This window comes from Streptomyces sp. NPDC088116, from assembly GCF_044741745.1.
In the GTDB taxonomy this organism is placed as follows: domain Bacteria; phylum Actinomycetota; class Actinomycetes; order Streptomycetales; family Streptomycetaceae; genus Streptomyces.
Genome location: NZ_JBIUTF010000001.1, coordinates 1,117,162 through 1,136,929, shown reverse-complemented (window position 1 = coordinate 1,136,929; position 19,768 = coordinate 1,117,162). Strand labels below are relative to the sequence as shown.

The following is a 19,768-nucleotide window of genomic DNA, read 5'->3' as shown; positions in this document are numbered from 1 at the left end:
CAAAGAGCGGTGAAGAGCCCCGAAGGCTGGCGGAAAGAGTGCGTTTCCCTCACCTTCGATGAGGGTAGGCGCCTGCCCGGTCGGGCGTCCGTGTGGTGTGTGACGGGTTTCACCGCTCTGTGACAGGTATCACCGCTCATGTGTGATCTGCGATTTAGGGACCCACGGCCCACGGGGATAACCTGCGAGACGGACATGCCGCGTACCGGACAGCGGGTACGCGTTCCTCAGTGACAGCGCAGTCACGTTGCCCTCGCGGCACGCCCACGCAGACAACGAACCCGCGATCACCAGGCTGCGGTTAAAAGACACAAGGGACGGACACGCGTGGACCTGTTCGAGTACCAGGCGAGGGACCTCTTCGCCAAGCACGGCGTACCGGTGCTGGCCGGTGAAGTCATCGAAACGCCCGAGGCTGCCCGCGAGCTGACCGAGCGTCTCGGCGGCAAGGCCGTCGTCAAGGCGCAGGTCAAGGTCGGCGGACGCGGTAAGGCGGGCGGCGTCAAGCTGGCCGCCGACCCGGCGGAAGCCGTCGAGAAGGCCGGTCAGATTCTGGGCATGGACATCAAGGGCCACACGGTCCACAAGGTGATGCTGGCCCAGACCGCGGACATCGCGGAGGAGTACTACGTCTCCTTCCTGCTGGACCGCACCAACCGCACCTTCCTCGCCATGGCCTCCGTCGAGGGCGGCGTGGAGATCGAGGTCGTCGCGGAGGAGAACCCCGACGCGCTGGCCAAGATCCCGGTCGACGCCTACGAGGGCTGCACGCCCGAGAAGGCCGCCGAGATCGTCGCCGCGGCGAAGTTCCCGGCCGAGATCGCCGACCAGGTCGCCGATGTCCTCCAGAAGCTGTGGACCGTCTTCATCAAGGAGGACGCCCTCCTTGTCGAGGTCAACCCGCTGATCAAGTCCGGCGACGGCAAGATCATCGCGCTCGACGGCAAGGTCTCGCTCGACGAGAACGCCGACTTCCGCCAGCCGGAGCACGAGGCTCTCGAGGACAAGGCCGCGGCCAACCCCCTCGAGGCCGCCGCCAAGGCCAAGAACCTCAACTACGTCAAGCTCGACGGCGAGGTCGGCATCATCGGCAACGGCGCGGGTCTGGTCATGTCGACCCTCGACGTCGTCGCGTACGCCGGTGAGGCCCACGGCGGCGTGAAGCCCGCCAACTTCCTCGACATCGGTGGCGGCGCCTCCGCCGAGGTCATGGCGAACGGCCTGGAGATCATCCTCGGCGACCCGGACGTCAAGTCCGTGTTCGTCAACGTCTTCGGTGGCATCACCGCGTGCGACGAGGTCGCCAACGGCATCGTTCAGGCTCTTGAGCTGCTCAAGACCAAGGGCGAGGACGTCACCAAGCCGCTGGTCGTGCGCCTCGACGGCAACAACGCGGAGCTGGGTCGCAAGATCCTGTCCGACGCCAACCACCCGCTCGTGCAGCGCGTGGACACCATGGACGGTGCGGCCGACAAGGCCGCCGAGCTCGCGGCTGCGAAGTAAGGGACGAGGGACTCCAACACCATGGCTATCTTCCTCACCAAGGACAGCAAGGTCATCGTCCAGGGGATGACCGGCGCCACCGGCATGAAGCACACCAAGCTCATGCTCGGTGACGGCACCAACATCGTCGGCGGTGTGAACCCCCGCAAGGCCGGCACCTCCGTCGACTTCGACGGCACGTCCGTACCGGTCTTCGGCTCGGTCGCCGAGGCCATCGAGAAGACCGGCGCCGACGTCTCCGTCGTCTTCGTGCCGCCGGCCTTCGCCAAGGCCGCCGTCGTCGAGGCGATCGACGCCGAGATCGGCCTGGCCGTCGTGATCACCGAGGGCATCGCGGTGCACGACTCCGCCGCCTTCTGGGCGTACGCGGGCAAGAAGGGCAACAAGACCCGGATCATCGGTCCGAACTGCCCCGGCCTGATCACCCCCGGCCAGTCCAACGCCGGCATCATCCCGGGCGACATCACCAAGCCCGGCCGCATCGGTCTCGTGTCCAAGTCCGGCACGCTGACCTACCAGATGATGTACGAGCTCCGTGACATCGGCTTCTCCTCGGCCGTCGGCATCGGTGGCGACCCGGTCATCGGTACGACGCACATCGACGCCCTCGCGGCGTTCGAGGCCGACCCCGAGACCGACCTGATCGTGATGATCGGCGAGATCGGCGGCGACGCCGAGGAGCGCGCGGCCGACTTCATCGCGAAGAACGTCACCAAGCCGGTCGTCGGCTACGTCGCGGGCTTCACCGCGCCCGAGGGCAAGACCATGGGCCACGCCGGCGCCATCGTCTCCGGCTCCTCCGGCACCGCCCAGGCGAAGAAGGAGGCCCTGGAGGCCGCGGGCGTGAAGGTCGGCAAGACGCCGACCGAGACGGCCGGTCTGGCGCGCGCGATCCTCGCGGGCTGACTCCTTCGTACGGCCGCTCCCGCGGGGGCTGTCCCGCACGGACGGTCCGTACGGCTTCACGCGCGTGGGCCCGCACCCCCTTCCCGGGGTGCGGGCCCACGCGCGTTCGCGGGCGGGTGCCGCCGCGTCTGCCGTGCTCGGTCGCCGCGCCGTTCATTCCGTCTGCGGCACCAGCCGCGGCGGCCCGTTCATCTGCTCGCTGCGGAGCATGTCGCGCAGTCGCAGGTCCTCCGGGCTCAGCCGCTCGGGACCGCTGTTCACCGGGACGCCGCCGATCCGCTCGCCCGGGGCCTGGGGTGGCTCGTACCGCGTCGGAGCGGTCGCCAGAGTGAAGCCGGTCGCCCCCACGATCAGCGCGGTGAAGGCGATGGCGGTCCGCGTCCAGAACTTCGACCGGCGCTCACAGCCGTTGCGTACCGTGCGGGCCGGCAGGATCGACGGGGGCGTCACCGCGCGGGTGAGGGCGCCGAGGCGTTCGTGCAGCAGTTCCGCGTCGGTCAGCTCGGGCAGCCGCTTGGCGAGTGCCTCGCGTGCGTTCATCAGCCGGTTGGCGACGGCCGGGGTGCTCGCCTCGGTCTCGGCGGCGGTCTCCGGCAGATCGAGGCCCAGCCCGTCGTAGAGCAGCAGCGCGCGCCGGTAGGACGCCGGGAGATCGAGCAGCGCCTGCCGTAGTTCCCGTGCGCCGGGGCCCTCGTGCTCGCCGGGGGGCGGGCCGGAGGGCTTGCCGGTGCGGCGGATCCGGTGCCAGGGCGACATGGCGTACTCGTACGCGGCGGCCCGCACCCAGCCCGCCGGGTCCCGGTCGACCGCGACTTCCGGCCAGCGCTGCCAGGCGAGGTAGAAGGCGCGCTCGACGGACTCCTGGGAGAGCGAGCGCCGCCCGGTGAGCAGATAGGCCTGGCGTACGAGGGAGGGCGCCGCGTACGCGTAGAGCGCGTCGAAGGCCTGGTCAGGGGTGAGCGGCCCGGCTTCCGTCCCCGCCCCGGCTTCCGTCCCCGTCCAGGCCCCTGTCTCGCTCCCCGTCCCGACGCCTGCCTCGTTCCCTGCCTCCGTTCGGACACCCGCTTCGTTCCCTGCCTCCGTTCGGATACCCGCTTCGTTCCCTGCCTCCGTTCGGATACCCGCTTCGTTCCCTGCCCCCGTTCGGACACGCGCCTCGTTCCCCGTCTCCGTCCCGATGCGCGCTTCCGCCTCCGTCCCGGCCTCTGGTCCGGCCCCGGCCCCGGCCCCGGCGGTGGCTTCGAGCGCGGGGTCGAAAGCGGGATCGAGAGCGGGAGCGGGATCGGTCGCCGTCCCGGCGGCGGCCGTCGTCGGGACGGCGCTCCCCGTCGCCCGGAGGGACCGTGGCGGGTAGGCCGACTGCGGCGAGCGGGCCAGGTGCGCAGGGCGCGACGGGTAGGGCGCTTTCGTGTGATGCCGGGGCGCGGACTCGCTCCGGCGCCGGGCGGCGGTCCGTTCCGCCGCCGCCATCTCCGCCGCCCTCTGCGCCCGTTCCGCCTGCGCGGCCTTCGCCCGGATCTCCGCCGCGATGTCGGCCAGCACCCTCGCGTATGCCTCTCCCTTGCGCCCCCGCGGAGCCGTACGGCCCGACTCCCAGGACCGGATCGTCGACCGGGTGACCCCCACCACCGTCGCGATCTGCTTCTCGGTCAGCGACTTCGCCTCGCGCAAGGTGCGCCGTTCCTCGGGTGGGGGCAGCCGGGCGAGGGAATCGCCGGCCGTGGTGCTGTGCGTGGTGTTCTGCGTCATGAAGGGCTCCCCGCAGCACTGGAATGGACCAAAAAGCACATAAACGTATATTGAGCGACACAGCGGCTCTTCGCCTGTTACACGAATAAAGCGCGTGTCGTTGGCAGCATGTCGGCGTGACCCAATTGACCGATCGCGCTACGCCTCTGTCCTCGGCCGCGGCCGAGGACAGAGGCCGTGCCGCCGCGCTGACCGCCGCTTTCCTCCGTGGAGCCATCGCCGCGGGCCTCGGGCTCGGCACGCTCGCCGTGCTGGCGATGGCGTTGTGGATCAGTTCGCCGTATCCCGAGAGCGGCGCCGGACAGACCCTGCATGTCGCGGCGGCGCTGTGGTTGCTGTCCCACGGCATCGAGTTGGTACGCCCCGACACCCTCTCCGGTAACCCCGCGCCGCTCGGACTCGTACCGTTGTCGCTCTCGGTCCTGCCCGTATATCTGGTGTACCGGGCGGCCCGGGACACGCTCGACCCCGACGAGGGGCGTGTGCAGCTCACCTCACTCGGCACCGTGGCCACGGTGGCCGGTGGATATCTGCTGGTCGGGGCGGGTGCCGTGCTCTACACGGCGGGCGGGCCGCTGATCGCGCATCCGGTACGCGCGGCGCTCGCGCTGCCTCTCGTGCCAGTGCTGTCGGCGGCCGCCGGCGCATGGACCGCGTACGGCCGTCCGCGCGGGCCGCTGCCGCTGTGGCTGCCGCGTACGGTACGGAGCCTCCTCGTCCGTACGGTGTGGGCGCCCGCCGCGCTGCGCCGGGGCGCGGTCGCGGTGCGGGCCGGTACCGGGGCCGCGCTGCTCCTGGTGGGCGGCGGCGCGCTGCTGGTCGGGATCTCGCTGGTGTGGCACGCGGGCGCGGCGCATGAATCGTTCCTGCGGCTCGCCGGCGACTGGTCGGGGCGGTTCGCGGTCCTGCTGCTGGGGCTGGCGCTGGTGCCGAACGCCGCCATCTGGGGGGCCTCGTACGGTCTCGGGCCCGGATTCGCGCTCGGTACGGCGTCGACAGCCACCCCGCTGGCCGTCACGGGGACGCCCGCGCTGCCGTCCTTTCCGCTGCTCGCCGCGCTGCCCCACGGCCCGGGTACGGCGTTGAACTGGGCGGCGGCCGGTGTGCCGGTCGTCGCGGGGCTGGCGGTGGCCTGGTTCACCGTACGAGTGGCCGCGCCGCCGTTCGCCGTACGGGAGGAGGCCTGGGGCGCGGGCGCGACCGCGCTGACGGCGGCGCTCGGCGGCGTGGCGACCGCGGGGCTGATGGCGTTTCTGGCGGCGATGTCGGGCGGGCCGTTGGGGAACGCGGACCTGGCGGCCTTCGGCCCCGTGTGGTGGCTCACGGGTGCGGCTGCGCTGGTGTGGACGCTGGTTCTGGGCGTACCGGCGGCGCTGCTGCTGCGGGTCTGGCGGGTGCGGGAACGGCGCGTGAAGCCCGTACCCGAGCCGGAGCCGCAGGTGCTGGAGGGGACCGTGGACGGAGCCTCGGGCGAATCCTCGGGTGGGCCCTCGGGCGGGTCCTCGGGCGGGGGCGATTTCGTACCTCGGCAGGCGTCGCGGTGGTGGGCCCCGTGGCGGCGGAACAAGCGCAAGTCGCGGGAGGCGCCCAGCAGTCTGGACATTCTGAACGCTGTGCTGGATACCCCGAGGGACGGGACGCGCCCGGAGGGAGGAGCGGACGCGCCGAGCGAGGCGGACGCGGGAGCGGCGCCGGGGACGGGGGCGTCCACGGCGGAGACCGCGGCGGGGACGGCGGCGGAGAACGCGGTGGGCACTCCGGCGCACACCCCGGTACAGGCCCCGGCACGGGCTCCGGCGCACGCCCCGGCGGAGGTGCTGACCGAGGCGGATGCGCCGGCCGAGGCGTCCGGTCCGGATCGTGAAGCGTATGACTACCTGCCCGCGGACGCCTGGCACGAGCGGGGCGCGCGCCAGGCGCGCTGGGCGGCGTTCAAGGAGGCGTCGGGCGATCTGATCACCGGCTTCCCGGCGGCTCCGCCACCTCCGGAACCGCTGTCGCCCCCGCGGTCACCGTCGCCCCCGCGGTCACAGTCGTCCCCGCAACCGCCGCCGGAGCCGCTCTCGTTCGAGAAGAGCGGCTCCGACAAGGGGAGGGGAAGTGACCCGGGCGAGGGCCGGAGCGGCGAAGGCCCAGGTGTCGAGCTTCAACGCGGTCCGGGCGGTCCGGATGACCGTCCGGGCGTTACTCCTTGACGCCGAAGATCGGGACCAGCGAGCGCGGCAGCAGATCGTTGCAGGACAGCTGGCCGGTCTTCGTCAGGGAGTCGTTCACACACGTGTAGTAGTCGCGGTAGATCACCTGCACCGTGAACGTCGCCGCCACCATCACCAGCGCGAGGCCGGCCGCCACCAGGCCGCTCACCGCTGCCGTCGTCTGCTGCTTGGCAGGACCCGAGCCCTGCCCCGGGGTCTGCCCCTGGGCGGGGCTCCGCCGCTCCGGCTGCGCCGGGGCCGAGGAACCGCCGCCGGACAGCGCGTTGTCGGGCCCGGCGTCGGACGGACGCTTCCCGGACCGGGCGCGCAGGGAGCTGATGCTCCAGTACAACGCCAGCGAGCCGAGCAGCAGCGCGATCTCCGGGAGGTCGTAGAGCGCGAAGAAGAAGGCCCACATTCCGGAGAGCAGGGCATAGCGGGCCCGGCGCTGTGCCGGGTCCGTCGGGTCCCAGCGCAGCCCGCTGCCGCGGCCTTCGTCGGGACCGTCCTGATCGTTGTCCTGCTTGTTTCCCTGCCCGTTCTTCCCGCTCTGGCCTCCCAGGCGGTTGCCGAAGCCGCCCGAGGAACGGCCGGGCTGCCGGCTGCTCCACTGGCTGCCCCAGCCGCCCCGGTCGGAACCGGAATCAGAGTCCGGTCCTGAGCCCGGTCCGTTGTCGGAGGAGCCGCCGTTGCCGGGGTGGCGAGGCTGCCACGGCTGGTCGGGCCTGCCCTCGGGCGGCGGCGCGAACGGATTGTCGTCGGAGGAACCCGAGGAACCCGAGGAACCCGGGGAGCCGGACGGACCCGAGGAGTCCGACGAGCCCGAAGAGGAGCCCGGAGAACCCGAGGAGCCCGACGGCCCCGGAGAGGAGCCCGACGTACCCGAAGTAGCACCCGACGAGTCCGGGTCCGAAGGCCCTGTCGAACCGGTTCCACCGGTTCCACCGGTTCCACCGGTGGAACCGGTGGAACCGGTGGAAGAGGACTGGCCGGTGGAAGAGGACTGGCGTTCCCGCGGCAGCAGCACCGGCCCGGAAGGCGGCGGGAGGTGGAGTGCCGTGCGGCGGCGTCGGTCCGGCATCTGGTGAACGTCTTCCCCTCAGACCCAGCGCGCCCTCAGACCCAGCGCGTGGGGGTCTTGTCTCGTATGGCCCGTCCGGGAGACGGAACACTGTCCCCAGACGCTACCTCCCGGCTGCGCCCCCGTCCCGTGGGGGCCGCTCGGTGTGCCGGTATCGTTGCTGACGGTCGGCCCTTTCGTAGAGTTCCCCGTATCGGGGAACACGGTTCGTTCGTACGACCACACAAAAGCCGCCGCACGACCCGCGAGGCTGTGCTCGCTCCCAGAAAGGCGCCCGTTGTGGCCTCCCCGCCCGCTGCCCCCTCCGCAGACTCCACAGGCACCGCAGACTCCACAGGCACCGCAGACTCCACAGGCACCGCAGACTCCGCGAGCACCGCACACTCCGCGGATCCGGCGAACTCAGGAGACCAGTACCGCCCGGCCCGTCCGGCCCGGCTCGTGGTCCTGGTCTCCGGGTCCGGTACGAATCTCCAGGCCCTGCTCGACGCCATCGGCGACGACGCCACGGCCTTCGGGGCCCGGATCGTCGCCGTCGGCGCGGACCGCTCCGGCATCGCGGGTCTGGAGCGCGCCGAGCGCGCCGGGCTGCCGACCTTCGTGCGACGTGTGAAGGACTACGGGACCCGCGACGCCTGGGACGTGGCGCTCGCCGAGGCGACCGCGGCGTACGAACCGGACCTGGTGGTCTCGGCCGGCTTCATGAAGATCGTGGGGAAGGAGTTCCTCGCGCGCTTCGGCGGGCGGGTCGTCAACACGCACCCCGCCCTGCTCCCCAGCTTTCCCGGTGCCCATGGCGTACGCGAAGCACTCGCGTACGGCGCGAAGGTCACCGGCTGCACAGTCCACTTCGTCGACGACGGTGTCGACACCGGCCCGATCATCGCGCAGGGCGTGGTCGAGGTACGGGACGAGGACGATGAAGACGCTCTCCATGAGCGCATCAAGGAAGTCGAGCGACGCCTGCTCGTCGATGTCGTGGGGCGTCTGGCCCGGCACGGCTACCGCATTGAGGGACGAAAGGTAACGATCCAGTGAGCGCCGAAGGTACGAAGCGGCCCATCCGCAGGGCTCTTGTCAGTGTCTACGACAAGACGGGCCTCGAAGAGCTGGCCCAGGGGCTGCACGAGGCGGGCGTCACCCTCGTCTCGACCGGCTCCACCGCCTCGAGGATCGCCGCCGCCGGGGTGCCCGTCACCAAGGTCGAGGAGCTGACCGGCTTCCCCGAGTGCCTGGACGGCCGGGTCAAGACGCTGCACCCGCGCGTCCACGCCGGGATCCTCGCCGACCTCCGGCTCGACTCGCACCGCGAGCAGCTGGCCGAGCTGGACATCGAGCCGTTCGACCTGGTCGTCGTGAACCTCTACCCGTTCCGCGAGACGGTCGCCTCCGGCGCCACCCCCGACGAGTGCGTCGAGCAGATCGACATCGGCGGGCCCTCGATGGTCCGTGCCGCCGCCAAGAACCACCCCTCGGTCGCGGTCGTCACCAGCCCCGGCCGGTACGCGGACGTCCTCGGGGCCGTCCGGGACGGCGGGTTCGACCTGGCGACCCGTAAGCGGCTGGCGGGCGAGGCGTTCCGGCACACCGCCGCGTACGACGTGGCCGTGGCGTCCTGGTTCGCCGACGGCTACGCCGTCGCGGACACGGCGTCCGACAGCGGCTCCGCCCCGGCGGGCCTTCCGGAGTTCCTGGGCGCCACGTACGCCCGCAAGAACGTGCTCCGCTACGGCGAGAACCCGCACCAGCCCGCCGCCCTCTACACCAGCGCCGAGGGCGGGCTGGCCGAGGCCGAGCAGCTGCACGGCAAGGAGATGTCGTACAACAACTACACGGACACGGACGCCGCGCGCCGTGCCGCGTACGACCACGCCGAGCCCTGCGTCGCGATCATCAAGCACGCCAACCCGTGCGGGATCGCCATCGGCGGCGATGTCGCCGAGGCGCACCGCAAGGCGCACGACTGCGACCCGCTCTCCGCGTTCGGCGGGGTCATCGCCGTCAACCGTCCGGTGTCCGTCGCGATGGCCGAGCAGGTCGCCGAGATCTTCACCGAGGTCATCGTCGCGCCCGGCTACGAGGACGGCGCGGTCGAGGTACTGGCCCGCAAGAAGAACATCCGCGTGCTGCGCTGTCCCGACGCCCCGGCCGCGCCGGTCGAGGTGAAGCCCATCGACGGCGGCGCGCTGCTCCAGGTCACCGACCGGCTCCAGGCCGACGGCGACGACCCGGCGAACTGGACCCTGGCGACCGGCGAGGCGCTGTCCGAGGCCGAACTGGCCGAGCTGGCCTTCGCCTGGCGCGCGAGCCGCGCGGTCAAGTCCAACGCGATCCTGCTCGCCAAGGGCGGCGCTTCGGTGGGCGTCGGCATGGGCCAGGTCAACCGCGTCGACTCCGCGAAGCTGGCGGTGGAGCGCGCGGGCGAGGAGCGTGCGCGGGGCGCGTACGCCGCTTCCGACGCGTTCTTCCCGTTCCCGGACGGTCTGGAGATCCTCCTGGCGGCGGGCGTCAAGGCAGTGGTGCAGCCCGGCGGGTCCGTCCGTGACGAGCAGGTCGTCGAGGCGGCGAAGAAGGCCGGCGCGACGATGTACTTCACGGGCACGCGCCACTTCTTCCACTGAGGGAGCCCGCTGAGGGAGCCCACTGAGGGCGTGCGCCACCCCGGCTCACGCGGTTGCCCGGCTTGTGAACGGCTGCGCCCTCCTCGACCGATCCGAGGAGGGCGCAGCCGTTCAACCGGACGGGCCCGCGTCCGATGACATCGGTACGAAGCGGGCCGACGCCGTGTCCGTACGAAGGGGTACGGAGAGGTACGGAGGGGTGCGCCGGCGCAGTGCGAGCAGAGCGGGCGGCGTCGGTTCGGCAGGCGGCGTCAGCTCAGTGGCGCGAGTGGTCCAGTGGCGCGGGCGGTCCAGTGGCGCGGGCGGTCCAGTGGCGCGAGCGGTCCAGTGGCGCGAGCGGTTCAGTAGCGCGGGCGCTGGAACCAGGCGGCACCTTCCGACTTCGCGACGAACACGATGAGCAGGATGCCGAGTGCCAGGGTGACGATGCCGGTCGGCAGCGAGACCACACCGCCGAGGGTGGCGAACGCGCCGTAGACGATCGTGCAGACGCGTGTGGCGTTGCCGCCGGACTTCATCTTCAGGGCCAGCGTGACCGAGAGCGCTGCGAAGATCAGCATCAGCACACCCATGAAGCCGAGGATGCCCTGGCCGAGGTCGTTGAAGGCCGCCGTGTCGGAGCTGGAGGCACCGGCGTCGGCGAGCGCGTCGTCGACGGACCCCATCATGGCGAACACGGCGATCCCGCCGATGACCTGGAAGGCGGCCATGACCCAGAGCATCACCCGGGCCGCTTTGATCCCGCCCGGCATCTCCATCTGACCGCCGGGGCCGCCCGGGTAGCCGCCGTACGGCTGCTGGACCGGCGGGGCCTGCGGGTAGCCGTAGCCGGGCTGCCCCTGGGGCTGGCCGGGGTAGCCGTAGCCCGGCTGACCCTGCGGCGGCTGACCGTATCCGGGCTGGCCCTGCGGCTGCCCGTAACCGGGTTGCTGGCCTGGCTGGCCCTGCTGTCCGTACGGGTTGTTCGGGTCGCCGAAGCTCATGGCGGGGTTCCTCCGTTGATGGTGCGGGAATGACACGTCCCGCGTGGAGGAACTCAACTGAGCGGTCTGCCCCCCGACGCCGGCCGCGCACTGCGCGGTCATCGTGTTATCAACGTCTTATTTTTGTCCAGTCGCTTTCCGCAGGTGTTGTGCAAGTGCAACCTCTGCCGGACTCGTTCGCCCGGGGCGCGTGAGCGCGCGGGTGAACCCTCGGTAGCCGCGAATTGGAACAGGGGAGGGGTCATCCGCGAGGATGGGGCCATGAGCGCCCAGATTCTCGATGGCAAGGCCACCGCAGCCACGATCAAGTCCGATCTGTCCGTCCGTGTGGCGGCCCTCAAGGAGCGGGGCATCACGCCCGGCCTCGGCACCCTGCTGGTCGGCGACGACCCGGGCAGCCGTTGGTACGTGAACGGCAAGCACCGCGACTGCGCGGAGGTCGGCATCGCCTCGATCCAGCGAGAACTGCCCGACACCGCCTCCCAGGAGGAGATCGAGTCGGTGGTCGGCGAGCTGAACGCCAACCCCGAGTGCACCGGCTACATCGTGCAGCTCCCGCTGCCCAAGGGCATCGACACCAACCGCGTGCTGGAGTTGATGGACCCGGCGAAGGACGCCGACGGGCTGCACCCGATGAGCCTCGGCCGGCTCGTGCTGAACGAGACGGGTCCGCTGCCCTGCACCCCGTACGGGATCATCCAGCTGCTCCGCCACCACGGTGTCGAGATCAAGGGCGCGCATGTGGTGGTCGTGGGCCGCGGTATCACCGTCGGCCGGTCGATCCCGCTGCTGCTGACGCGTAAGTCCGAGAACGCCACGGTCACGCAGTGTCACACGGGGACCCGCGACCTGTCGGCCCAGCTCAAGCAGGCGGACATCATTGTGGCCGCGGCGGGCGTGCCGCACATCATCAAGCCCGAGGACGTGAAGCCGGGCGCGGCGGTCCTGGACGTCGGCGTCAGCCGTGACGAGAACGGCAAGATCGTCGGCGATGTCCACCCGGGCGTGGCCGAGGTGGCAGGCTGGATCTCCCCGAACCCGGGCGGCGTCGGCCCGATGACCCGCGCCCAGCTGCTGGTCAACGTGGTGGAGGCGGCCGAACGCGCCGTCGCCGACGCGGGCTGAACCGACGGCCGAACCGTACAGCCGAACTGCCGACGTAATGCGGAAAGGGGCACCCGTGGGTGCTGGTACGAGCGCGGACGACGCGGCCCGGTCGCGGCGCGCGGAGCGGGCGGCTGCCCCGCAGGGCGCCGCGGCGGGGAGCCCGGTCGCGGGAAGCCCGGCCGTGACGGTCGGCGCCCCCGAGCCGACGGAGTCGGAGCCGACGGCTCCGGAACCGGCCGCTGTCGATGCGAATGCGAACGCGAACGCGGCGAATGCGAACGCGACGAATGCGAACGTCGATGTCGATGGAGACGGCGACAGCGACAGCGACGCGGCCTCCGTCCCCGACTCCGCGCCGGACCACGCGGACCACGATGCGCCTCCGACGGGTACGCACGAGCCGGACAGGCGGTTCTCGATCACGCAGGACACCGCGCGGCCCGAGGGCGGCGGGCGTGCCGCGCCGGGGGAGGCCTCCGCGCCGGCTCGCCAGTGGCCGCTGCTCAGTGTGCTCGGGACGACCGCCCTCGGGCTGTTGGTCGTCGGCATGCACCCCTTCGCCGAGGCGTTCCGGATCGGCACGATCCTGATCGGTGTGGCCCTCATCGGCGGTGCGGTCCTGCGGCGCGTGCTGCCCTCCGTGGGCATGCTGGCCGTACGGTCGCGCTTCACGGACATGCTCACGTACGGCGTGCTGGGAGTCGTGATCGTACTGCTGTCGCTGATGACCCAGCCCGATCCCTGGCTGGAGATTCCGTTCCTGGAGGACGTGGTCCACTCGACCGTCCCGTAGAGCGTCTCGCGGAGTCCCGGCCGGCCGGGACTGACGGTGGCCCGTCCTCTCCCCCCGTGGAGGACGGGCCACTGCCGTTCATCGTGCGGTGACGCCCCTGCCGGGCGGTGCCGCGATCACTTGCAGGACGGGCTGTTGCGGATGTCGATCGCGTAGATCTTCCAGCCCGCGTTCACCGTGTGGGTCGTCTTCGGCTTCACGCAGCTCCACGCCTTCGTGCCGTTCGACTTGACGCCGTAGATGCGGGCCCCGTCGTCCTTGCGGCTGTTGTGGATCGAGGTGGCCGACTTCGCCTTCGCACTGAGCTTCTGGTAGCCCATGTCCTTGTACGCGGCCACCGTTTTGCCGCCCTTGATGAAGCAGACGCTCGGGTACGCACACGAAGCCTTCCGCTCGTCGACGGACCACGCGGTCTGCTGGACGGCGGCCGGCCGGGTCACCTCGCTCTTCTGCGAGGCGACCGCGCCGGGAGCTGTGGCCAGGCCGGCGCCGAGCGCCAGTCCGGCCGACGCGAGAGCGATGCGCTTGCGGGTGTTCATGAGTTGGGTTCCTCCCCGTGTGGTGGAGGGCGGCGCGGGGTGGACCGCGCCGCCCGGTGTGCTCCACAGACTGTTCCGCGTCACATCGCGCCGCCGCCAGACCAAGCCGCCTAAGTGGACGATCGTGGGATGAACGAGGCGCTGACCTGGAGGAACGGCGTATCTCATGGGACGTTCCGGGACGCCGTGGGACGGTCATCGCGGCGTGGCGGCCTGTCCGGAAGGAGGCGGCACCGCGGCGTGACCCGCAACCCGGCGTTGAGCGGCCGCCGTCCCGGGGAGAAAAGGGGGCGTGAGCCTCGGACAGGCCCGATTACGCATGAGCAGGCCCGATTACGCATGAGGTGGACATGCCGCGTTGGTAAGAGCTTCCGTCAGAGCTGCCGGAAAGGGAACGCCAACTCATCGTGCTGCTCAGACGGTTGAAGGACCGTTCAGGCCTGAGCCTGGCCGCGTTGGCGGCGAAGACCGGTTACAGCCGCTCCTCCTGGGAGCGTTATCTCAATGGCAAACAGCCGGTGTCACGGGCGGCCGTGGAGGAACTGGCGCAGGTGTGCGGGACGGAGCCGACGAAGCTGCTCGTCCTGCACGAAATGGCCGCGCAGGCACGGGAGTCGGCGCCGACGGACTCGGAGGCGGCCGGGGAGTCGGGGATGGCCGGCGCGGAGACGTCACCAGCGCCCGAGCCCAAGTCCGCGGCCGCGCCCGCTCTTTCGGCGTCGGCCCGGCCCGGGGCGCCACCGGCATCCGGCGCCCACCCGTCCTCCCGTCGCCTGGTTCCGGCGCGATACGCGCTCGCCGGGGCGACCGCCGCCGTGGCCGTGGCGTTTGTCGCGGGCCTGCTGCTCCCTCGCCCCGGAGGCGGGGATACGGAGGCTCCGTCGGCGCGGACCTATGGCCCCGGCCGTACGTACGACTGCGAGTACGGCCGCAAGGACGGCGCGGCCTATGCCGGACACAGCGTCACCACCGAGGAGTTGATCGACATCAACGGCAGTGGCCGTGATGTCGTCGAGGCGCAGTGCCTGCTGAAGCGGCACGGCTTCGACCCGGGGGAGATCGACGGGTTGTACGGCACGACGGCGAAGTCCGCCGTACGGGAGTTCCAGATCGCGCGCGAACTCGTCGGCGACGGCATCGTCGGTCCGGACACCTGGGCGGAGTTACGGCGGTGAGCGACGCGCGGCCGAAGGCCCCCGAATGCGAGCGGCTCGCGGCCGAGTTGAGTGAGTTACGGGAGCGTACGGGGCTGAGCCTGGCCGCGCTCGGCGACCGTACGCCGTACAGCAAGTCGTCCTGGCAGCGCTATCTCAACGGGACGAAACCCCTGCCGCGGCAGGCGGTCGAGGCGCTCTGCGCGCTGGCGAAGGAGCCTCCCGGGCGGCTGCTCGCGCTCTGGGAGCTGGCCGACGCGGCCTGGAGCGGCCGGGCGGGTGGCGCGGTCGGAGATGCGACCGGTGGCGGGCGGGGGAGCCTGTCGGCCGATGCTGATGCCGATGCCGATGCCGATGCCGATGCCGATGCTGGTGCTGGTGTCGGTGCCGTACTGCCGGGCGTGGCCGTGTCGGCGACGCCGGGAGAGTCGTCCCGGAAGCGTCGGCGCGCTCCGGTGATCGCCGTCGTGGCGGTCGCCGTGGCCGCTGTGTCGGCGCTGTTCGTGGTCTCGCTCACACGGGGCGGGGGGCGGGGCGAGGAACGGCGCGGCGCGGCGGACGCGAGCTGGCTCACCGCGACGCCGGCGGTGCCCGGTTGCGCGGGCTCGACGTGCGAGGGGCACCGTCCGACGACCATGGGCTGTGGCGGCCCGGGGATGGTGACCAACCTCGGCTCGTTCACCACCACGGGCGGGCAGCGGCTGGAGCTGCGGTACTCGGAGGCGTGCGGCGCCGTGTGGGTACGGGCGACCGGGCTGCGGCTGGGGGACCGGGTCGCGCTGACCGTGTCCGGCGGACGGGTGCAGGAGATCGAGCCGGTCGCCCGGCGGAACGTCGGGCGCTATCTCTCGACCCCGATGGCGAGGGCCGTCGATCCGGCCGAGGCGCGGGTGTGTCTGCGGTCGGGAGGGGACGCGGGCCAGGAGTGTTTCGGAGGGGGCCCCACCTCGTGAGCCGGACCTCTCTCAGGAAGAGACCCCCGTACAAGAGACCCCCGTACAAGAGACCCCCGTACAAGAGGCCCCCGTACAAGAGGCCCCTCTGCGCGGGGCGCCAGAGCCTCGTCCGGCCGTCCCGCCGCCGTGGCCGACGCTGTTGACGGAGAGACGGCGCCCATCCCCTCCCCCGAGGCAGGACGGGCGCCGTCCGTATCCGGCGGTGAGATCAGCGTCACGCCAGGCGCCACCGCCGATCAAGACTTGTCCCGTTCCTGTGGCACGGAAGTGACCATTCCACCATGGTGTGATCACTGGGCAACGAATGCGAGACTGGAGTGGGGGATCGGCGCGGCGACGCGCGCGGGGGTGTGAGTACGTGAGTAACGGGCCGTCGGACTGCCGGGGAGGCAGGGAGCGGCAGTCCGACGACAGCGCGGGGCACATCAGGCACGTGCGGGGGGACAAGGGGGAGGCGAATGCCTCGTTGGAAGGCGCTACCGGACGAACTCGACCCGGAGATAGTTGAGTTCACGAGCCAGTTGCGCAGGCTCGTGAACCGCAGCGGGCTCAGTATCGCGGCGGTGGCGGACAGAACCGGTTACAGCAAGACATCGTGGGAGCGCTATCTCAACGGGCGGCTGCTCGCGCCCAAGGGCGCGGTCGTCGCGCTGGCCGACGTGACCGGCACACCGCCGGTGCATCTCACCACGATGTGGGAGCTCGCGGAGCGCGCCTGGGGCCGGTCCGAGATGCGCCACGACATGACGATGGAAGCGATACGGATCTCCCAGGCACGGGCGGCACTCGCGGAGACGGGCCAGACGGCGCTCGTCGATTTCGGTGGCCTGGACAGCCCTGGTGGGCCTGGTGGCTCCGGTGGCTCCGGTGGTTCGAGTGGTTCAGCCGGTGCGGGTGGCAAGGGCGGTCCAAGTGGCAAGGGCGGTACGGCAGGTACGGCCGGTACGACTGGTGCGACCGGTCGGGTTGGTGCTGGTGAGGGTGGTCCGAGCGGCTCATCCGGTGCCGGTGCCGGTGCCGGTGCCGGTTCCAGTGCGGGCGCCGGAGCCTCGTCGGGAGGCGCCCAGTGGCCTTCCATGTCACTACAGAGCGATTTCGCGGCCTCGTATGCGCCAACTCCGCAGCACCCGCAGCATCCACATCAAGGGCAGCGGGGGCAACAGGGGCAGCACACGCCGGGCCGTCCGCCCGCAGCTTCCCCCGACAAGATGCGCGGTCGCCGCAAGGCCGTGACTTTCGTGGCGGGTGTCGTCGGCGCGCTGCTGGTGATAGTGGCGGCCGTGTTGCTGACCGACATCGGCGGTGACAGTGACGGCGGGGCCGTCGCCAAATCCCCGTCGTCCGCGCCGTCCAGCAAGGCCCCGGCGCTGCCCGCGGGTGTGAAGTGCGCGGGCGACGACTGCACGGGACAGGATCCGGAGAATATGGGCTGCGGCGGTCAGTACGCCACGACCGTCTCCAGCGCCACGATCGGTACGTCCCTGGTCGAGGTCCGCTACAGCAAGACATGCGGAGCGGCCTGGGCCCGGATCACCCAGGCGGCCCTCGGCGACGAGGTCCGGATCACCTCGAACGGGGGAAAGGCCCAGAGCGGTTCGGTCGACGGGAGCAAGAAGGACGCGTACACGCCGATGGCCGCCGTACCGACCGCGGCCGACGCCAAGGCGTGCGCGACGCTCGCGACCGGCACGACGGGCTGTACGACGACGCCTTGACGCCCACGGCGCCCCGCCCCTGTCGACACACCCCTGTCGACGCACCGCTGACGCACCGCCGTGAGCCGTGCCACAAGGGGGCGGGGGTTCGGGGTGCCCCAGGTCGGATAGCCTGACCGCTGAACATCTCTTCACGTCAAGATTCAGATCGGGTTCCGGACCGCGATCCGCCATCCGGATCAGCAGCCGGACCGGCGACCGGATCAAGCGATGGGGAGATGTCCCGCACCAGGGGCAGGGACCCCCACCGCCAGCTGTCTTACGGAGATCGCCATGACCCGCACTCCCGTGAATGTCACCGTCACCGGCGCGGCCGGCCAGATCGGCTACGCGCTGCTCTTCCGCATCGCCTCCGGTCATCTGCTCGGCTCGGACGTGCCGGTCAAGCTGCGTCTCCTCGAGATCCCGCAGGGCCTCAAGGCCGCCGAGGGCACCGCGATGGAGCTCGACGACTGCGCCTTCCCGCTGCTCAGCGGCATCGAGATCACGGACGACCCGAACGTCGCCTTCGACGGCGCGAACGTAGCCCTGCTCGTCGGCGCCCGCCCCCGTACGAAGGGCATGGAGCGCGGCGACCTGCTCTCCGCCAACGGCGGCATCTTCAAGCCGCAGGGCAAGGCCATCAACGACAACGCCGCGGACGACATCAAGGTCCTCGTCGTCGGCAACCCGGCCAACACCAACGCGCTGATCGCCCAGGCCGCGGCCCCCGACGTACCGGCCGAGCGCTTCACCGCGATGACCCGCCTCGACCACAACCGCGCGATCTCGCAGCTCGCCGCGAAGACCGGTGCCGCGGTCTCCGACATCAAGCGTCTGACGATCTGGGGCAACCACTCCGCCACCCAGTACCCGGACATCTTCCACGCGGAGATCGCCGGCAAGAACGCCGCGGAGACGGTCAACGACGAGGCCTGGCTGGCCGACACCTTCATCCCGACCGTCGCCAAGCGCGGCGCGGCCATCATCGAGGCCCGTGGCGCCTCGTCGGCCGCCTCCGCCGCCAACGCCGCCATCGACCACGTGCACACATGGGTCAACGGCACCGCCGAGGGCGACTGGACCTCGATGGGTATCCCGTCGGACGGTTCCTACGGTGTGCCTCAGGGCCTGATCTCCTCCTTCCCGGTCACCACCGAGAACGGCACGTACGAGATCGTCCAGGGCCTGGACATCAACGAGTTCTCGCGGACCCGGATCGACGCCTCGGTGCGGGAGCTGACCGAGGAGCGCGACGCGGTGCGTGGACTCGGCCTGATCTGACGCGGGTCCTTCGCGCGACAATCAGTCCTCGGGCCCACACCCCGAGCTCAGCCCCGGCCCGCCGTGAAACATCCGGCGGGCCGGGGCTTTCGTATGTCCAGAGATGTCCAGAGATGTCCGCGGGTGTCCGCAGGGATCGTCATCCGCAGTGATCGTCGGATGCCCGCAGAGGTCGCCGCAGTGTTGCGCTCCTTCGCTCAAATGTAGTACTTCTTATACATGAGCGAGCAGGTGCACAACAGGCTGGCGGTTGTCAGGGCCGAGCGCAAGGTGTCCCGGCAGCAGTTGGCCGAGGCGGTGGGGGCCCACTATCAGACGGTCGGTTACATCGAGCGGGGGCAGTACAACCCCAGCCTCGACCTCGCGCTGAGGATCGCGGAGTTCTTCGGTCTCCCCGTGGAGGCGTTGTTCTCCCTCGAACCCTTCAGCCCGCTCACGGATGAGGTCTACGGGAGGAAGCAGCAGTGATGACCACACGAGAGACGCACGCGCCGCAAGGGCGGGCGCCCGAGCCGACGACGTACGACCGGCGGATGTACACGCTGATGAACGGGGGGCAGGCGCGGTCGTTCCACGCGACGGTCGTGCGCAGGCGCGTCGTCGTCTGTACGCACATCGCACTGACCGCCCTCGTCGTGGCGGCCGGTGTGACCGGGAGTTTCGCCAAGCAGCAGTGGGCCCTTTACGCGCTCCTCGCCCTCCTCCTGCCGTGGTGTTTCGCGACCGGCGTGATCAACTCAGCGACGCGCGGACTGCTGGAGTTGCGGGGGCGGGTGCTGGACGAACGGCAGCTCGCGGAGCGCGACCGCGTACTGGCGCGCGCCCACCGGGTGACCCTGTTCCTGTTGCTGACGGCCACGATCGCGGCCGGTACGGCCGGCTGGTTCGGTGACGTACCGACGGACGTACCGGGCGAGGCGCTGGTCGTACCCGTACTGGTCGCGGTCCTTGTCGTGCACTGGCTGATGCCGCTGTGGGTGGCCGGGTTGGTCGTCCGGGACGAGCCCGCCGAGGACTGACCGGGAGGTGGCCCGGAAGTGACCGGGAAGTGGCTGGGGGAGCTGCGGTGATCCGTGGCTGCCCCGCGTGACTCCCAGCACTTTCGGACACCGGACGCGCATGCTTTCCGCCCTCCGGGGCAGGTGCCGGAATCGCCAGTTATTGCTGGTGGAGAACGTTCCGGGAATGGAAGGCAATACGCGA

The 19,768-nt window shown here is 71.0% G+C and carries 17 protein-coding genes; 13 read left to right on the top strand and 4 right to left on the bottom strand.

All coding sequences use genetic code 11. The annotated features are described in order from the left end of the window. The first annotated feature begins 327 nt into the window (after positions 1–327). Together sucC and sucD are read left to right on the top strand one after the other, a co-directional pair. Complete coding sequence (sucC, locus tag ACIOJD_RS04995; RefSeq protein ID WP_401908348.1) at positions 328–1,503, top strand: ADP-forming succinate--CoA ligase subunit beta; 1,176 nt, start codon at positions 328–330, stop codon at positions 1,501–1,503. 21 nt (positions 1,504–1,524) lie between these two features. Further along, positions 1,525–2,409, top strand: a complete 885-nt coding sequence (sucD, locus tag ACIOJD_RS04990) for a succinate--CoA ligase subunit alpha (RefSeq protein WP_401876846.1) — start codon at positions 1,525–1,527, stop codon at positions 2,407–2,409. A 153-nt stretch (positions 2,410–2,562) separates the two neighbouring features. Here sucD and ACIOJD_RS04985 read toward each other — a convergent pair whose 3' ends face one another. Beyond that, positions 2,563–4,158: a sigma factor-like helix-turn-helix DNA-binding protein gene (locus ACIOJD_RS04985; protein ID WP_401908347.1), complete on the bottom strand. Its 1,596-nt coding sequence runs from the start codon at positions 4,156–4,158 to the stop codon at positions 2,563–2,565. A 116-nt stretch (positions 4,159–4,274) separates the two neighbouring features. Here ACIOJD_RS04985 and ACIOJD_RS04980 point away from each other — a divergent pair, with 116 nt between their 5' ends. Beyond that, positions 4,275–6,353, top strand: a complete 2,079-nt coding sequence (locus ACIOJD_RS04980) for a DUF6350 family protein (protein ID WP_401908345.1) — start codon at positions 4,275–4,277, stop codon at positions 6,351–6,353. On the opposite strand, the gene ACIOJD_RS04975 is transcribed toward ACIOJD_RS04980, so the two are convergent. Further along, positions 6,343–7,434, bottom strand: a complete 1,092-nt coding sequence (locus ACIOJD_RS04975; protein ID WP_401908343.1) for a hypothetical protein — start codon at positions 7,432–7,434, stop codon at positions 6,343–6,345. The two genes, ACIOJD_RS04980 and ACIOJD_RS04975, sit on opposite strands and share 11 nt — an antisense overlap. A gap of 441 nt (positions 7,435–7,875) precedes the next feature. On the opposite strand from ACIOJD_RS04975, the gene purN reads away from it, so the two are divergent. Both purN and purH read left to right on the top strand, forming a co-directional pair. Beyond that, positions 7,876–8,472: a phosphoribosylglycinamide formyltransferase gene (gene purN / locus ACIOJD_RS04970; protein WP_401908341.1), complete on the top strand. Its 597-nt coding sequence runs from the start codon at positions 7,876–7,878 to the stop codon at positions 8,470–8,472. Next, positions 8,469–10,055: a bifunctional phosphoribosylaminoimidazolecarboxamide formyltransferase/IMP cyclohydrolase gene (gene purH / locus ACIOJD_RS04965; RefSeq protein ID WP_401908340.1), complete on the top strand. Its 1,587-nt coding sequence runs from the start codon at positions 8,469–8,471 to the stop codon at positions 10,053–10,055. Before purN ends, purH begins: the two co-directional genes overlap by 4 nt. Before the next feature lie 341 nt (positions 10,056–10,396). Here the strand turns inward: purH and ACIOJD_RS04960 are convergent, their stop codons facing one another. Next, on the bottom strand, positions 10,397–11,038 hold the full coding sequence (locus ACIOJD_RS04960; protein WP_401908338.1) for a hypothetical protein: 642 nt from the start codon (positions 11,036–11,038) through the stop codon (positions 10,397–10,399). A gap of 261 nt (positions 11,039–11,299) precedes the next feature. Between ACIOJD_RS04960 and ACIOJD_RS04955 the strand changes: the two genes are divergently transcribed. Both ACIOJD_RS04955 and ACIOJD_RS04950 read left to right on the top strand, forming a co-directional pair. Further along, on the top strand, positions 11,300–12,163 hold the full coding sequence (locus ACIOJD_RS04955; RefSeq protein ID WP_401908336.1) for a bifunctional methylenetetrahydrofolate dehydrogenase/methenyltetrahydrofolate cyclohydrolase: 864 nt from the start codon (positions 11,300–11,302) through the stop codon (positions 12,161–12,163). Positions 12,164–12,218: 55 nt separating this feature from the next. After that, positions 12,219–12,938 carry a DUF3017 domain-containing protein gene (locus ACIOJD_RS04950; protein WP_401908335.1) on the top strand — a complete coding sequence of 240 codons (720 nt, stop codon included), beginning with the start codon at positions 12,219–12,221 and terminating at the stop codon, positions 12,936–12,938. Positions 12,939–13,054: 116 nt separating this feature from the next. On the opposite strand, the gene ACIOJD_RS04945 is transcribed toward ACIOJD_RS04950, so the two are convergent. Further along, a complete protein-coding gene (locus ACIOJD_RS04945; RefSeq protein WP_401908333.1) occupies positions 13,055–13,477 on the bottom strand; it encodes a hypothetical protein in 423 nt (140 codons plus the stop codon). Between the two features lie 407 nt (positions 13,478–13,884). On the opposite strand from ACIOJD_RS04945, the gene ACIOJD_RS04940 reads away from it, so the two are divergent. From ACIOJD_RS04940 to ACIOJD_RS04915, 6 genes are all read left to right on the top strand, one after another. Continuing rightward, positions 13,885–14,652, top strand: a complete 768-nt coding sequence (locus ACIOJD_RS04940; protein WP_401908332.1) for a helix-turn-helix domain-containing protein — start codon at positions 13,885–13,887, stop codon at positions 14,650–14,652. Further along, a complete protein-coding gene (locus tag ACIOJD_RS04935) occupies positions 14,649–15,584 on the top strand; it encodes a helix-turn-helix domain-containing protein (protein WP_401908330.1) in 936 nt (311 codons plus the stop codon). The genes ACIOJD_RS04940 and ACIOJD_RS04935 overlap by 4 nt, the downstream gene beginning before the upstream one ends. Before the next feature lie 461 nt (positions 15,585–16,045). Continuing rightward, complete coding sequence (locus tag ACIOJD_RS04930) at positions 16,046–17,302, top strand: XRE family transcriptional regulator (protein WP_401908328.1); 1,257 nt, start codon at positions 16,046–16,048, stop codon at positions 17,300–17,302. 273 nt (positions 17,303–17,575) lie between these two features. Further along, on the top strand, positions 17,576–18,565 hold the full coding sequence (locus ACIOJD_RS04925) for a malate dehydrogenase (RefSeq protein ID WP_401908326.1): 990 nt from the start codon (positions 17,576–17,578) through the stop codon (positions 18,563–18,565). A gap of 219 nt (positions 18,566–18,784) precedes the next feature. After that, a complete protein-coding gene (locus ACIOJD_RS04920; protein WP_401876868.1) occupies positions 18,785–19,033 on the top strand; it encodes a helix-turn-helix transcriptional regulator in 249 nt (82 codons plus the stop codon). Beyond that, positions 19,033–19,584 (top strand): hypothetical protein, encoded by a 552-nt coding sequence (locus ACIOJD_RS04915; RefSeq protein WP_401908324.1) that lies wholly within the window; start codon positions 19,033–19,035, stop codon positions 19,582–19,584. The genes ACIOJD_RS04920 and ACIOJD_RS04915 overlap by 1 nt, the downstream gene beginning before the upstream one ends. Positions 19,585–19,768: the final 184 nt, after the last annotated feature.